Source organism: Acidovorax sp. 69, assembly GCF_002797445.1.
In the GTDB taxonomy this organism is placed as follows: domain Bacteria; phylum Pseudomonadota; class Gammaproteobacteria; order Burkholderiales; family Burkholderiaceae_C; genus Acidovorax.
On sequence record NZ_PGEP01000001.1, the window covers coordinates 2,683,040 to 2,696,822 of the forward strand.

Consider the following 13,783-nt stretch of genomic DNA (forward strand, 5'->3'; position numbering starts at 1 on the left):
CCGCAAAGGGATTGTCATCGCCGCAGGCGCAGCAGCATGGGCAACAGAACCCCCGCCCAACGAATCAACCTGCGCGGCCCTGCGACCACAGCCACTCCCGCCATGGCGGCAACGGCCAAAGGATGCTCACGGGCAAAGCCCGCTGCGCGCAGCGCCAGCGACTCTTCCGTATCTTCCGTCGCAGTGCCGTTTGAGCCCATGGCCTGAGCCCTTGCTGCCCGCCGCGTGCGCAGACGCTCACGCTGCATGGCGATGCGATCCAGGATACGTTGCTGCTCTACCGTGGCCACAGGCGATGGTGGCACCACTGAAGTGAGGGTGGACGAGGTGGACGTGTTCACAGCCGCTCCTTGATGTCGCGCCAATCGTGGGCCAATTCACGGCGCGTCAAGGCAAAGCCGTTGCCGGCCCGCTGGCCTACAGACACAAGTGCCACCAAGGTGCCCGCCCATCCTGCCATCCAGACACCCGCCACAAGCCAAGCCACCAGGCCCCGCTGCGGCGAATCCCAGAAGTGCACCAGTACCGCCAGCGACAGCATGATCAATGCAACCACCGTGAGCCCTGCCACCACAATGGTCAGGACCAGCAATTGCTGAAGGCGCTGCTTGAGGTCTGTCCACTCCGAGCGGGCGAGATCCATGCGATCTTCGGCGGCAATGGCGCCCTCGATCACATGGGCACGCCAGCGCGCGACCAAGCCCTCAAGACCCAGAAGCGAAAACCAGTTCATGCGGGATGGCGGTTAGCGGCGTGCGAGCAAAAACCCCACCAAGGCACCCACAGCCAAAGCAGCACCAGCCACGCGCCATGGTTCGTCGTGTGCGTAGCGGTCAGCCGCCAGTGCCGCATCCTTGGCCTGGCGGGCTGCGTCCTGGGCAGCACGCACGGCAGACTCGCGCACATTGTGCATACCGTCGTCCAGGCGCTGGCGCAGCAGCCTGATTTCCGGAACCGCGTCCAGGTCCTTGCTGGACAACAGCCCGCGCAGATCGGAAACCAGCTTTTCCAGTTCGCCCTGGGTGGTGGTGGTATCGGAAGCAGTCATAAAAACCTTTCTGTCGATCAACATGCGTATTGGAAAAAGAACCCCTGATAGGGACCACAGTTCATCTTAGCCATCTGCCCAGAGACCCCTCGTAGGACGGGGGCGCAAGAGGTTACCGATTGCAACTGACTTGCCACAGATCAAACAAGTGCAGCCACATGCTCAGCAATAGCAAGGGCACTTGTCAACCCGGGTGATTCGATGCCAAACAGGTTCACCAACCCGGGGACTCCGTGGACCGCAGGGCCCTGGATCACAAAATCTGCTGCAGGCGCATTGGCGCCGTGGATCTTGGGGCGAATGCCCGCGTACCCAGGGGCCAACGCACCGTCCTGCAGAGCGGGCCAGTACTTGCGTACCTCAGCATAAAAAGCATCACCACGGGCAGGGTCCACCAGCAAGTCGTCCGCAGACTCCACCCATTGCACGTCGGGTCCAAACTTGGCCTGCCCACCCAGATCCAGCGTCAGGTGCACGCCCAGACCAGCCGCTTCAGGCACAGGGTAGATCAGATGGCTGAAAGGCGCCTTGCCCGCCAACGTGAAATAGCTGCCCTTGGCATAGTGGGCTGCAGGAACATGCGCAGGAGCTAGGCCTGCAAAACAGGCCGCCAAAGCGGGCGCAGAGAGTCCCGCCGCGTTGATGACGGTACGGGCCTGCAGCCGGGTTCCATCTTTTGCTTCTAAATTTATAGCATCTTGCGCATACTCCGCAAGCGCAAGCGGCGAATTCAATGCCACGATCCCACCAGCGTGCTCCAAGTCACCTTGCAGCGCCAGCATCAGCGCATGGCTATCGACAATGCCGGTGCTGGGCGAATGCAATGCTCCCACACACTCAAGGGCAGGCTCCAGCGCCAGCGCTGCGTCACGACTGAGCCATTGCAGGTCCAGCACACCGTTGGCCTGCGCCCGTTCCTGAATGGACTCCAGACTGGCCAACTGAGCCGCCGATGTTGCTACCAGTAACTTCCCACAGCGGCGATGTGGCACGCCGCGCTCTGCACAATAGGCATAAAGCATCTCCTTGCCCTGCACACACAGACGCGCCTTCAAGGAACCGGTGGAATAGTAAAGCCCGGCATGGATCACCTCACTGTTGCGCGAACTGGTGCCGGTGCCAATGGCGTCTGCCGACTCCAGCACCATCACCTCGCGCCCTCGCAACGCCATCGCACGGGCCACGGCAAGCCCCACCACGCCCGCCCCCACCACCACGCAGTCCACCACATCGGTCATTCGTTTTCCCTTTTAGAGTTCCATTTCCCAGCACCGCCACCGTCACGAGAACCCGTACCAGCACCCGACAAGAGCCGGTGGGAGGCACTCACGAGAATTTTGCCTGTTCAAAACCGTCGAGCACATTGACGGCGTTGGTCCCCAACTCTGCGGCCGCATAACCGCCCTCCAGCACAAAGACCGTAGGCAAGCCAAGCCCCGCGAGGCGCTCACCCAGCCGCGTGAAATCGGCGGACGTCAGCGCAAACTTGGAGATGGGGTCGCCCTCAAAGGCATCGAGCCCGAGAGAAATCACCAGGGCATCAGCCCCCTGACGGACAATCCGCGCACAGGCGCTTTCGAGCGCATCGAACCAGGTGGCGGCGCTGGTGCCTGCAGGCAGCGGCAGGTTCAGGTTGAAACCCGCTCCCTCACTGACCCCGGTTTCGTCCGCATGGCCCAGATAAAAAGGGTACTCGGTGCGTGGATCGCCATGAATGCTGATGAACAGCACATCGGCCCGGTCGTAGAAGATGCTTTGTGTACCGTTGCCATGGTGGTAGTCCACATCCAGCAAGGCCACGCGCTGCGCCCCGTGGTTGCGCAACGTCTGAGCAGCCACTGCGGCGTTGTTCAGAAAACAATAACCCCCCATGAAATCAGGGCCCGCGTGGTGGCCAGGTGGGCGCGTGCAGCAGAAAGCTGCGCGAGCGCCCTGTGCAACGCGCACCCCCGCACTGGCTGCCGCATCGGCCCCTGCCTTGGCGGCCGCCCAGGTGCCCGCAGCCATCGGTGTACCGTTGTCCATGGAATAGAGACCAAGGCGCGCCACAAAGTTGTCCGGCTCGACGTCGCTGCGCAGCGTGCGCACCGGCCACACAGAGGGAAAAGGCTGTGCCGTCGCATTGGCAGGGTCCAGCGCAAGCCATTGCTGCCATGCGGTTTGCACGAAATTCAGGTAGCGTTGCGCATGCACCTGACTGAGTACGGCGCTGCTGTCGACGTCGGGCGCCTCCATGCCATGGCCGCGCAAACGCAGCGCCTCCTCCACATAGTCAACCCGCGCGGGCTTTTCGAAACAGGGCACGCGTTCACCACGGAAGAACTCATGGACAGGCGCATGGCCTAGGTGCAAGGGGTTGTGGAAGGTGATCATGGATTCAGCGTCTGAAGACAATGGGGCGGGACTGCAAGTGCAGCAAGCAGCACACATGGGTCATGGAACCAGTGCCCGACACTGTAGCGGCTTCTGGGAACCCTCAGACCGGCGGCACAAGAACGTGCGAGCCCATGAAAAAACCCCTGCAGATCAAAAATCTACAGGGGTTTCAAATTGGTGGGTGATACATGGATCGAACATGTGACCCCTGCCGTGTGAAGGCAGTGCTCTACCGCTGAGCTAATCACCCGACGAGGCATCCCTAACCGGGGTGCTTTCGTAAAAGGCCGAGAAACGTGGTGGGTGATACATGGATCGAACATGTGACCCCTGCCGTGTGAAGGCAGTGCTCTACCGCTGAGCTAATCACCCGCGTCTCTGTGACAGCCTTCGATTATGTCACAGCTTTTCAAGCCGCCTGAGAAGTTCGCCAAATTGTTTTACCACCACTGGCCTTGTCAATCTGAGTCAGCACGTCGGCATGGGCTGCAAGCTCTGGCTCGCTGGCCCGCAACACTGGCAACGCCAGGCCGCGCAAATCAATGGCCGCCGCCTTCGTACCGTCAGAACCGTCCTGCGCGTCATCAGCAATGAGCAAAGCATCCTGCCCGCGCGTGAGGTTGATATACACATCGGCCAACAGCTCGGCATCAAGCAAGGCACCGTGCAAGGTCCGGCCCGAGTTGTCCACGCCCAGGCGGTCACACAAGGCGTCGAGAGAGTTGCGCTTGCCCGGGTACATCTCCTTGGCCATGGCGAGTGTGTCGGTCACACTCTCCACAAAGGTGCGAAACGTGGGGCGCCCGGTCAGCTCCAGCTCCTTGTTCAAGAAGCCCACGTCGAATGCGGCGTTGTGAATGATGATCTCGGCGCCCTGCAGGTACTGCAGGATCTCGTCGACCACCTCCACAAACTTGGGCTTGTCTTTCAAAAACTCGTTGCTGATGCCGTGCACCTTCAAAGCATCTTCATGGCTATCGCGCCCGGGATTGAAATACAGGTGCAGGTTATTGCCGGTGAGCTTGCGGTTGAGCAGTTCCACACAGCCCAGTTCAATGATGCGGTCCCCGCCTTCGGCCGACAGGCCAGTGGTTTCGGTGTCGAGAACGATCTGGCGCGACATCAGTGGTTTTCCTTGGCGTGGTTGATCGTGTACTTGGGAATCTCCACCGTCAGGTCAGTTTGCGCAAGGATCGCCTGGCACGACAGGCGCGACTGCGGCTCCAGGCCCCAGGCGCGGTCCAGCAGGTCTTCTTCCTCTTCCTCTGCGTCATTCAGCGAGTTCAGCCCCTGGCGCACGATGACATGGCAGGTGGTGCAGGCGCAACTCATGTCGCAGGCATGTTCGATGTTGATGTGGTTGTCCAGCAGCGCCTCGCAGATCGAGGTGCCTGCAGGGGCCGTGATTTCAGTCCCTGCGGGGCAGTATTCGGGATGGGGAAGAATTTTGATGACGGGCATGGGGCGGTCTTTTTCTTGCTCGAAAGGATGGACTCAGAGGGTCTGAACGTTCTTGCCGGCCAGCGCCTGCTGGATACCCCGGTTCATACGCTGGGCCGCAAAGGCCTCGGTACCCTTGGCCAAGGCGTCGGTGGCGGCTTCAATGACGGCCGCATCGTCGACATCGCGCTGGTGGCGCAATGCGACCATCAGGCCATCGATGGCTGCGCGCTCGCGCGAACTGAGCACATCGCCATCTGCATCCAGTGCACTCTGGGTGGCGATCAGCATGCGGTCGGCATCCACACGGGCCTCGACCACGGCACGGGCCTTCATGTCCTGTGCGGCCGTGGCAAAACCGTCCTGCAGCATGTGTGCAATCTGGTCGTCAGAGAGGCCATACGACGGCTTCACGTCGATGCGCGCCTCCACCCCACTGCCCTGCTCCCGCGCGCTCACGCTCAGCAAGCCGTCGGCATCGACGGTGAAGGTCACGCGGATGCGCGCAGCGCCTGCGGCCATGGGGGGGATGCCGCGCAGCTCAAAACGCGCCAGGCTGCGACAGTCCTGCACCAGGTCGCGCTCGCCCTGAACTACATGGATCGCCAGTGCTGTTTGGCCGTCTTTGTAGGTCGTGAAATCCTGCGCCTTGGCCGTGGGGATGGTCTCGTTGCGCGCCACGATGCGCTCGACCAGCCCCCCCATGGTTTCGATGCCCAGCGACAGCGGAATCACATCCAGCAGTAACAAGTCACCCGACGTATTGTTCCCTGCCAGCTGATTGGCCTGAATGGCAGCGCCCAGCGCCACTACCTCGTCAGGGTTGAGATTGGTCAGTGGCTCTTTGCCAAAAAACTCTGCCACCGCGCTCTGCACCTGCGGCATGCGGGTGGAGCCGCCCACCATTACCACGCCTTGCACCTCATCGCGGGCCAGGTGTGCGTCACGCAGCGCACGGCGCACGGCGGCCATGGAGCGTGCCGTCAAGTCAGCCGTGATGGCCTCAAAATCCGAGCGTTTAACGTCAAAATGGGCTTCAGCGCCTGACAATAAAGCGCTGAATGCTACTGAATCAATAGCGGTTAACGCCTCCTTGCAAGCACGCGCCGCGATGCGTACTGCGGATTTATCGGTGGCGGTGACCGCTTGCAGCCCTAGTTGCTGCAGGACCCAGTCAGCCAGCGCCGCATCGTAGTCATCCCCGCCCAAAGCCGAGTCACCGCCCGTGGCAATGACCTCAAATACGCCTTGCGTAAGGCGCAGGATGGAGATGTCAAAAGTGCCTCCGCCCAGGTCATACACAGCGTAAACACCTTCGCTGGCGTTGTCCAGCCCGTAGGCAATCGCCGCTGCCGTAGGCTCATTGATGAGGCGCAGCAGATGAATGCCGGCGAGCTTGGCCGCATCCTTGGTGGCTTGGCGCTGGGCGTCGTCGAAGTACGCGGGCACGGTGATGACCGCGCCATAGAGATCATCATTGAAGGTGTCTTCAGCCCGGTAGCGCAGCGTGGCCAGAATTTCGGCGCTGACCTCAACAGGCGACTTGTTGCCATCTACCGTCGCTAGGCTGACCATGCCACCCGCCTCGACGTCGATGGCGGGAACAAAGTCATAGGGCAGCTTGCCCGCGTCCGCCACGTCTTTCAGGCCGCGCCCCATGAAACGCTTGGCCGAGGCGATGGTGTTGCGCGCATCCTGGGCTTGCGAAGCCACGGCGTCATAGCCAATCTGGCGCCCACCGTTGGCGAGGTAGCGCACCACCGATGGCAGCAACACCCTGCCCTGCGCATCGGGCAGGCACTCTGACACACCATTGCGGACAGCGGCAACGAGGGAATGGGTGGTTCCCAGATCAATGCCGACAGCGATGCGTCGCTGGTGCGGGTCGGGGGATTGCCCGGGTTCGGAAATCTGCAAAAGCGCCATGAAATTTCGGGTCTCAACGTGGTGGAGCCCGCCATCACAACGACCGGGCCCTCAAGGGAAAAGCAAAACCGCTCTATTGTCCCAGTTGCTCTCGGCGACGTTCAATATCGTCGGCAAATCGCGCAATGAACATGAGGGCTCTGACCTCACGGGCTGCGCCCGCGTAATCTTGCTGCTGGTCGATGAGCTGACCACACTGTGCCAGCGCAGTACGGCGGGCCCGCTCGACGCCATCATCCAGGGCATCGAGCTCACTCTCTGCACGGGCGTCCTCCAACGCCTCCCGCCACTCCATCTGCTGCATGAGGAACGCTGCGGGCATGGCGGTGTTGTCCTCGGCGCGAATGGCAGCACCGTGCAACTCGCACAGGTACGCAGCACGGCGCATGGGGTCCTTCAAGCGCTGGTAGGCCTCGTTGATACGCACCGACCATTGCATGGCCACGCGCTGCGCTGCTGCGCCTTGCGCCGCAAATTTGTCGGGGTGGGCTTCGCGCTGCAACTCTTTCCAGCGGGCATCGATGGCGCTGCGCTCCTGCGCAAAGCAGCGTGCGAGGCCAAACAGTTCAAAGTCATCAGATTGCAGGTTCATGCGCAGGAGAATCGATGCGAAAAATCCAAGAAAAAACCGCCAGCACGGAGCGCGTTGGCGGTTTCACGGTGCAGCAGCAGCGGGCGCTCAAACGCGAAAGCTCTCTCCACAACCGCAGCGGTCACGCTCGTTGGGGTTGTTGAACTTGAAGCCTTCGTTGAGGCCTTCGCGGACAAAGTCCAGCTCGGTGCCATCAATGTAGGCCAGGCTTTTCGGATCGATCAGCACCTTGACCCCGTGATTTTCAAACACGATGTCTTCGGGCTCGCTGTCATCCACATATTCCAGCTTGTAGGCAAGCCCTGAACAACCGGTCGTCTTGACCCCCAGGCGCACACCCAAGCCCTTGCCACGGCGAGAAAGGTAGCGGTTGACGTGCCGGGCAGCGGCTTCTGTCAGCGTAATGGCCATGTCTCTCTCGGTCGCTCAGGCTGCGGCAGTGGCTGCGTGCTTGGTCTTGTAGTCGAGCACGGCCGCCTTGATGGCATCTTCGGCCAGGATGGAGCAGTGAATCTTCACAGGCGGCAGTGCCAGCTCTTCAGCGATCTCGCTGTTCTTGAGGGCCGCGGCCTCATCCAGCGTCTTGCCCTTGACCCATTCGGTCACAAGCGACGATGACGCAATGGCCGAGCCGCAGCCGTAGGTCTTGAAACGCGCATCTTCGATCACACCGGTTTCAGGGTTCACCTTGATTTGCAGCTTCATCACATCGCCGCAAGCCGGTGCACCCACCATGCCGGTGCCCACCGAATCGTCACCCTTGTCGAACGAACCCACGTTGCGGGGGTTTTCGTAATGGTCAACCACTTTGTCTGAGTAAGCCATGATGTTTACCTCTTCAATACGTCCAAAATCTTCGCGGAATCAGTGCGCAGCCCACTGAATGGTGCTGATGTCGATGCCGTCTTTGTACATCTCCCACAGCGGGCTCAGCTCGCGCAGGCGGGCCACGTTCTCGCGGATGGTGGAGATGGCGTAGTCGATCTCTTCCTCGGTCGTGAAACGGCCGATGGTCATGCGCAGGCTGCTGTGCGCCAGTTCGTCACTGCGGCCCAGGGCGCGCAGCACATAGCTGGGCTCCAGACTGGCAGAGGTGCAGGCCGAACCCGATGACACCGCCAAGCCCTTGATGCCCATGATGAGCGACTCGCCTTCGACGAAGTTGAAGCTCATGTTCAGGTTCTGTGGCACGCGGCGCTCCATGCTGCCGTTGATGAAGACCTGTTCAATGTCCTTCAAACCGTCCAGAAGGCGCTGCTGCAGTGCATTGGCCTTGGCATTGCTCTCGACCATTTCTTCCTTGGCGATGCGGAATGCCTCGCCCATGCCCACGATCTGGTGCGTGGGCAAAGTGCCAGAACGCATGCCGCGCTCGTGGCCGCCACCGTGCATTTGCGCTTCCAAGCGCACTCTGGGCTTGCGGCGCACGTACAGTGCGCCGATACCCTTGGGCCCATAAGTCTTGTGTGCCGTCATGCTCATCAGATCGATGGGCAATACGTTCATGTCAATCTCAACCCGGCCCGTTGCCTGGGCTGCATCCACATGCAGCAGGATGCCCTTTTCGCGGCACAGTGCACCGATGGCAGGGATGTCCTGAATCACACCAATCTCGTTGTTCACGAACAGGATGCTGATCAACACCGTGTCAGGGCGGATGGCGGCCTTGAGGGCGTCCATGTTGACCAAGCCGTCTTCCTGCACATCCAGGTATGTGGCTTCAAACCCCTGGCGCTCCAGCTCACGCATGGTGTCCAGCACGGCCTTGTGTTCGGTCTTGAGCGTGATGAGGTGCTTGCCCTTGCCCTTGTAGAACTGGGCGGCGCCTTTGAGGGCCAGGTTGATGGACTCTGTGGCACCGCTGGTCCAGACGATCTCGCGCGGGTCGGCATGGATCAAGTCAGCCACTTGCACACGCGCTTTTTCGACCGCCTCTTCCGCCTCCCAACCCCAGGCATGGCTGCGCGATGCCGGGTTGCCGAAGTGCTCGCGCAACCAGGGAATCATGGCATCCACAACGCGGGGATCCACCGGCGTCGTAGCGCCATAGTCGAGATAGATGGGAAAGTGCGGTGTCATGTCCATGGCTGGCTCAGTAAAAGTTTCTGGCTGGCAAAACTTGGGAAGAAGGAAGGTCGATATTCGAAAACACGTTCAGGGCAGCGCCGACCCTAAGGCCCAATTCACCGCCCCAAATGTCAGGATTTCGCGAAGACGTTGCCCAGCGCAAACACCGAGTTGGGTGCGTTCACGCGAATCGGCTTGACCACCGGGGTTGTCGAAATGGCGCGACGCACCACAGGTTTGTCTTCAATCTGAACACCCTTGGCGAGTTGTTCGTCCACCAGCTTTTGCAAGGTGACGGAGTCAAGAAACTCCACCATGCGCTGGTTGAGCGATGCCCACAATTCATGGGTCATGCAGCGCCCCGCTTCACCCAGGCAGTTTTCCTTGCCGCCACACTGCGTGGCATCAATGGGCTCATCGACCGACACGATGATGTCTGCCACCGTGATGTCGCCTGCCTTGCGGGCCAGCGTGTAACCCCCACCCGGGCCACGGGTGGACTCCACCAGTTCGTGACGGCGAAGCTTGCCAAAGAGCTGCTCCAGATACGACAGCGAGATTTGCTGGCGTTGGCTGATCGCGGCCAGCGTGACAGGGCCATTGTTCTGGCGCAGGGCCAGGTCAATCATGGCGGTGACCGCAAAACGGCCTTTGGTTGTGAGACGCATCGCAAGCTCCTTGTGCTAAGGCTTGTTCGTTGTAGAAACTGCTTTTGCTGGCTGTTGGTCAGCAAAAGCACCGTCTCCGCCCCTTACTCCGCACAGTTACTTGCACGGAGCCCTTCATCGCTGGGCTTTTTTCTTGAGTATTTTGTGCAAGTATAACACAAATCCCTATTGAATTTGTCGGGTTAAAAAACCAAACAGTCACCGTTTGACCTATGGCGTATTCCCTCCCGCACCCCGCCACTAAGCCGCCACGGAATCGTTACCGTGTGCACCAAACGCCTGGTCTTTGAGCCGCGTGAGCTGGTCCCGCACCCGGGCGGCCTGCTCAAACTCCAGGTTGCGCGCATGTTCCAGCATGAGCTTTTCCAGCCGCTTGATCTCGCGTGCCACGTCTTTTTCGGACATGTCCTCGACCTTGGCGCGCTGCATGGCTTCCTGCTCCAGCCGTTCAGCGTCTTTTCCGGCTTTCTCGCTGTAGACGCCGTCAATCAGGTCTCTTACCCGCTTGACAATGCTGCGCGGCGTAATTCCGTGTTCCTCGTTGTGTGCGATCTGCTTGATGCGCCGGCGTTCCGTTTCACCCATGGCTTTTTTCATGGAGTCGGTGATGCGGTCGGCATACAGGATGGCGCGGCCATTCAGATTGCGCGCTGCGCGGCCAATCGTCTGAATCAGGCTTCGCTCGGCCCGCAAGAAGCCTTCCTTGTCAGCATCCAGGATGGCCACCAAGGACACCTCGGGGATATCCAGCCCTTCCCGCAGCAGGTTGATACCCACCAGCACGTCAAAGGCGCCCAGCCGCAGATCCCGGATGATCTCCACCCGCTCCACCGTGTCGACATCGCTGTGCAGGTAGCGCACCTTGACGCCGTTGTCGGTCAGGTAGTCGGTCAACTGCTCCGCCATGCGTTTGGTCAGCGTCGTAATGAGTACACGTTCATGCTTTTCAGAGCGAATGCGTATTTCTTGCAGCACATCATCCACCTGATGGGTGGCGGGGCGCACTTCGACTTCAGGATCTACCAGGCCGGTCGGCCGCACCACCTGGTCCACGACCTGGCCGGAATGGGTTTTTTCATAGTCAGCGGGTGTGGCCGACACAAAAATCACCTGCCGCATGCGCTGCTCGAACTCCTCGAACTTGAGCGGCCGGTTGTCCAGCGCGGACGGCAGCCGAAACCCATACTCCACCAGCGTCGTCTTGCGCGAGCGGTCCCCGCTGTACATGGCGTTGAGCTGGCCAATCATCTGGTGGCTCTCGTCCAAAAACATCAGCGCGTTCTTCGGCATGTAGTCGGTCAGCGTGCTGGGCGGGTCGCCCGGCGCTGCACCCGACAGGTGGCGCGTGTAATTCTCGATGCCCTTGCAATGCCCCACTTCGCTGAGCATCTCCAGATCAAATCGCGTGCGCTGCTCCAGGCGCTGCGCTTCCACCAGCTTGCCGTCGGCCGCCAACTGCTTCAGACGATCAGCCAGCTCCAGCTTGATCGTCTCCACCGCCGCCAGCACCTTGTCACGCGGTGTCACGTAGTGGCTGCTGGGGTACACGGTAAAACGCGGAATCTTCTGCTTGACGCGGCCCGTGAGCGGGTCGAACAGTTGCAGGCTCTCGATCTCGTCGTCAAACAGCTCGATGCGCATTGCCAACTCGGAATGTTCGGCCGGGAACACATCAATCGTGTCGCCGCGCACCCGGAACTTGCCGCGCGAGAAGTCGGCCTCGTTGCGCTGGTACTGCATGCGGATGAGCTGGGCGATCACGTCGCGCTGACCCAGTTTGTCGCCGGTGCGCAGTGTCATCACCATGCGGTGGTAGCTCTCGGGCTCACCAATGCCGTAGATGGCAGACACCGTGGCCACGATGACCACATCGGTGCGCTCCATCAGGCTTTTGGTGCATGACAGACGCATCTGCTCGATGTGCTCGTTGATGGCGCTGTCCTTTTCGATGAACAGGTCGCGCTGCGGCACATACGCTTCGGGCTGGTAGTAGTCGTAGTAGCTGACAAAGTACTCGACGGCGTTCTTCGGAAAGAACTCGCGGAACTCGCTGTACAGCTGGGCGGCCAGCGTCTTGTTGGGCGCAAAGATGATCGCCGGGCGCCCCATTCGGGCGATCACGTTGGCCATGGTGAAGGTCTTGCCTGAGCCCGTCACACCCAGCAGGGTCTGAAAGGTTTCCCCGTCGTTCAACCCTTCCACCAGCTTGTTGATGGCCTCGGGCTGGTCGCCAGCGGGCGGGTATGGCTGGAAGAGTTCAAAGGGCGAACCAGGAAATTGGACGAACTTGCCGTCTTGCTGTTCGGGAATGACTTCTGAGATATCCGGCATGGGGCGGTCAACGGGTGGGTTGGGCGGGCCGTTAAAATCGGCTTAACCTGGCACAGTACACCACGCCCGGATTCTTCGCTACTGACAACCTTTCAAGGATTTTCATGTCTCTGTTCACCGCCGTCGAAATGGCCCCCCGCGACCCCATCCTGGGTCTCAACGAGCAATTCAACGCCGACACCAACCCCAACAAGGTCAACCTGGGCGTTGGCGTTTATTTCGACGACAACGGCAAGCTGCCCCTGCTGCAATGCGTGCAGGCCGCCGAAAAGACCATGATGTCCACCCCCACGGCCCGTGGCTACCTGCCCATCGACGGCATCGTGGCCTATGACAACGCCGTCAAGGGCCTGGTGTTCGGTGCCGACAGCGAACCCGTCACCTCCGGCCGCGTGGCCACCGTGCAGGCCATTGGCGGCACCGGCGGGCTGAAGATCGGCGCCGACTTCTTGAAGAAGGTCAGCCCCAACGCCAAGGTCCTGATCTCCGACCCCAGCTGGGAAAACCACCGTGCGCTGTTCACCAGCGCCGGCTTCGTTGTGGACACCTACGCGTACTACGACGCTGAAAAACGCGGCGTGAACTTTGAAGGTTTTCTGGCCAGCCTGAACGCCGCCGTCCCCGGCACCATCGTCGTGCTGCACGCCTGCTGCCATAACCCCACCGGCTATGACATCACGGCCGCCCAGTGGGACCAGGTCATCGCCGCCGTCAAGGCCAAGGGCCTGACGCCCTTCCTCGACATGGCCTACCAGGGCTTTGGCCACGGTATCGCCGAAGACGGCGCCGTGATCGGCAAGTTCGTGGCCGCTGGCCTGAACTTCTTTGTCTCGACCTCGTTCTCCAAGAGCTTCAGCCTGTACGGCGAGCGCGTGGGCGGCCTGTCGGTGCTGTGCGCCGACAAGGAAGAAGCATCGCGCGTGTTGAGCCAGCTCAAGATCGTCATCCGCACCAACTACTCCAACCCACCCATCCACGGTGGTGCCGTGGTGGCCGCCGTGCTGAACAACCCCGAGCTGCGCGCGATGTGGGAAAAAGAGCTGGGCGAGATGCGCGTGCGCATCAAGGCCATGCGCCAGAAACTGGTCGACGGCCTGAAAGCCGCTGGCGTCAAGCAGGACATGTCGTTCATCACCACGCAGATCGGCATGTTCAGCTACTCGGGCCTGAACAAGGACCAGATGGTGCGCCTGCGGAACGAGTTCGGCGTGTACGGCACCGACACCGGCCGCATGTGTGTGGCGGCCTTGAATAGCAAGAACATTGACTACGTTTGCCAAGCCATCGCAAAGGTCGTCTGAGCTTGATGACAAAGCGGCGCTTGCGCGCCGCTTT

15 protein-coding genes and 2 tRNA genes are annotated in these 13,783 nt (G+C 60.8%); 1 reads left to right on the forward strand and 16 read right to left on the reverse strand.

The window, feature by feature from the left end:
• Positions 1 to 14: 14 nt before the first annotated feature.
• From CLU85_RS12250 to uvrB, 16 genes are all read right to left on the reverse strand, one after another.
• Positions 15 to 341, reverse strand: a complete 327-nt coding sequence (locus tag CLU85_RS12250) for a hypothetical protein (protein WP_369858212.1) — start codon at positions 339 to 341, stop codon at positions 15 to 17.
• Positions 338 to 733, reverse strand: coding sequence for a phage holin family protein (locus CLU85_RS12255; RefSeq protein ID WP_100410503.1), 396 nt, complete (start codon positions 731 to 733; stop codon positions 338 to 340). Before CLU85_RS12255 ends, CLU85_RS12250 begins: the two co-directional genes overlap by 4 nt.
• 12 nt (positions 734 to 745) lie before the next feature.
• Positions 746 to 1,048: a DUF883 family protein gene (locus tag CLU85_RS12260; RefSeq protein ID WP_100412519.1), complete on the reverse strand. Its 303-nt coding sequence runs from the start codon at positions 1,046 to 1,048 to the stop codon at positions 746 to 748.
• Between the two features lie 140 nt (positions 1,049 to 1,188).
• Positions 1,189 to 2,286 (reverse strand): NAD(P)/FAD-dependent oxidoreductase, encoded by a 1,098-nt coding sequence (locus CLU85_RS12265; protein ID WP_100410504.1) that lies wholly within the window; start codon positions 2,284 to 2,286, stop codon positions 1,189 to 1,191.
• A gap of 88 nt (positions 2,287 to 2,374) precedes the next feature.
• On the reverse strand, positions 2,375 to 3,421 hold the full coding sequence (locus CLU85_RS12270; RefSeq protein ID WP_100410505.1) for a histone deacetylase family protein: 1,047 nt from the start codon (positions 3,419 to 3,421) through the stop codon (positions 2,375 to 2,377).
• Between the two features lie 178 nt (positions 3,422 to 3,599).
• A tRNA-Val gene (locus tag CLU85_RS12275) sits at positions 3,600 to 3,674 on the reverse strand.
• Between the two features lie 47 nt (positions 3,675 to 3,721).
• Positions 3,722 to 3,796: transfer RNA gene (locus CLU85_RS12280), tRNA-Val, on the reverse strand.
• Positions 3,797 to 3,833: 37 nt separating this feature from the next.
• On the reverse strand, positions 3,834 to 4,547 hold the full coding sequence (dnaQ, locus tag CLU85_RS12285; protein ID WP_100410506.1) for a DNA polymerase III subunit epsilon: 714 nt from the start codon (positions 4,545 to 4,547) through the stop codon (positions 3,834 to 3,836).
• Positions 4,547 to 4,885, reverse strand: coding sequence for an ISC system 2Fe-2S type ferredoxin (gene fdx, locus CLU85_RS12290; RefSeq protein ID WP_100410507.1), 339 nt, complete (start codon positions 4,883 to 4,885; stop codon positions 4,547 to 4,549). The genes dnaQ and fdx overlap by 1 nt, the downstream gene beginning before the upstream one ends.
• Positions 4,886 to 4,918: 33 nt before the next feature.
• On the reverse strand, positions 4,919 to 6,790 hold the full coding sequence (gene hscA / locus CLU85_RS12295) for a Fe-S protein assembly chaperone HscA (protein WP_100410508.1): 1,872 nt from the start codon (positions 6,788 to 6,790) through the stop codon (positions 4,919 to 4,921).
• A gap of 73 nt (positions 6,791 to 6,863) precedes the next feature.
• Positions 6,864 to 7,382, reverse strand: a complete 519-nt coding sequence (gene hscB / locus CLU85_RS12300) for a Fe-S protein assembly co-chaperone HscB (RefSeq protein ID WP_100410509.1) — start codon at positions 7,380 to 7,382, stop codon at positions 6,864 to 6,866.
• A gap of 87 nt (positions 7,383 to 7,469) precedes the next feature.
• On the reverse strand, positions 7,470 to 7,793 hold the full coding sequence (iscA, locus tag CLU85_RS12305) for an iron-sulfur cluster assembly protein IscA (RefSeq protein ID WP_008904781.1): 324 nt from the start codon (positions 7,791 to 7,793) through the stop codon (positions 7,470 to 7,472).
• 15 nt (positions 7,794 to 7,808) lie between these two features.
• Positions 7,809 to 8,207, reverse strand: coding sequence for a Fe-S cluster assembly scaffold IscU (gene iscU, locus CLU85_RS12310; RefSeq protein ID WP_100410510.1), 399 nt, complete (start codon positions 8,205 to 8,207; stop codon positions 7,809 to 7,811).
• 39 nt (positions 8,208 to 8,246) lie between these two features.
• On the reverse strand, positions 8,247 to 9,467 hold the full coding sequence (locus tag CLU85_RS12315) for an IscS subfamily cysteine desulfurase (protein ID WP_100410511.1): 1,221 nt from the start codon (positions 9,465 to 9,467) through the stop codon (positions 8,247 to 8,249).
• 113 nt (positions 9,468 to 9,580) lie between these two features.
• Complete coding sequence (iscR, locus tag CLU85_RS12320) at positions 9,581 to 10,117, reverse strand: Fe-S cluster assembly transcriptional regulator IscR (RefSeq protein ID WP_015013980.1); 537 nt, start codon at positions 10,115 to 10,117, stop codon at positions 9,581 to 9,583.
• A 240-nt stretch (positions 10,118 to 10,357) separates the two neighbouring features.
• Entirely contained in the window at positions 10,358 to 12,448 is a 2,091-nt protein-coding gene (uvrB, locus tag CLU85_RS12325; protein ID WP_100410512.1) for an excinuclease ABC subunit UvrB, read from the reverse strand.
• Between the two features lie 104 nt (positions 12,449 to 12,552).
• On the opposite strand from uvrB, the gene CLU85_RS12330 reads away from it, so the two are divergent.
• Entirely contained in the window at positions 12,553 to 13,749 is a 1,197-nt protein-coding gene (locus CLU85_RS12330; RefSeq protein ID WP_100410513.1) for an amino acid aminotransferase, read from the forward strand.
• The last annotated feature ends 34 nt before the right edge of the window (positions 13,750 to 13,783 follow it).

Coding starts and splice junctions, on each gene's coding strand:
- iscU (WP_100410510.1), bottom strand. CDS start 8,207: ATGGCTTACTCAGACAAAGTGGTTGACCATTACGAAAACCCCCGCAAC.
- CLU85_RS12255 (WP_100410503.1), bottom strand. CDS start 733: ATGAACTGGTTTTCGCTTCTGGGTCTTGAGGGCTTGGTCGCGCGCTGG.
- CLU85_RS12265 (WP_100410504.1), bottom strand. CDS start 2,286: ATGACCGATGTGGTGGACTGCGTGGTGGTGGGGGCGGGCGTGGTGGGG.
- hscA (WP_100410508.1), bottom strand. CDS start 6,790: ATGGCGCTTTTGCAGATTTCCGAACCCGGGCAATCCCCCGACCCGCAC.
- CLU85_RS12330 (WP_100410513.1), top strand. CDS start 12,553: ATGTCTCTGTTCACCGCCGTCGAAATGGCCCCCCGCGACCCCATCCTG.
- hscB (WP_100410509.1), bottom strand. CDS start 7,382: ATGAACCTGCAATCTGATGACTTTGAACTGTTTGGCCTCGCACGCTGC.
- iscR (WP_015013980.1), bottom strand. CDS start 10,117: ATGCGTCTCACAACCAAAGGCCGTTTTGCGGTCACCGCCATGATTGAC.
- CLU85_RS12315 (WP_100410511.1), bottom strand. CDS start 9,467: ATGGACATGACACCGCACTTTCCCATCTATCTCGACTATGGCGCTACG.
- CLU85_RS12270 (WP_100410505.1), bottom strand. CDS start 3,421: ATGATCACCTTCCACAACCCCTTGCACCTAGGCCATGCGCCTGTCCAT.
- iscA (WP_008904781.1), bottom strand. CDS start 7,793: ATGGCCATTACGCTGACAGAAGCCGCTGCCCGGCACGTCAACCGCTAC.
- CLU85_RS12260 (WP_100412519.1), bottom strand. CDS start 1,048: ATGACTGCTTCCGATACCACCACCACCCAGGGCGAACTGGAAAAGCTG.
- dnaQ (WP_100410506.1), bottom strand. CDS start 4,547: ATGTCGCGCCAGATCGTTCTCGACACCGAAACCACTGGCCTGTCGGCC.
- fdx (WP_100410507.1), bottom strand. CDS start 4,885: ATGCCCGTCATCAAAATTCTTCCCCATCCCGAATACTGCCCCGCAGGG.
- uvrB (WP_100410512.1), bottom strand. CDS start 12,448: ATGCCGGATATCTCAGAAGTCATTCCCGAACAGCAAGACGGCAAGTTC.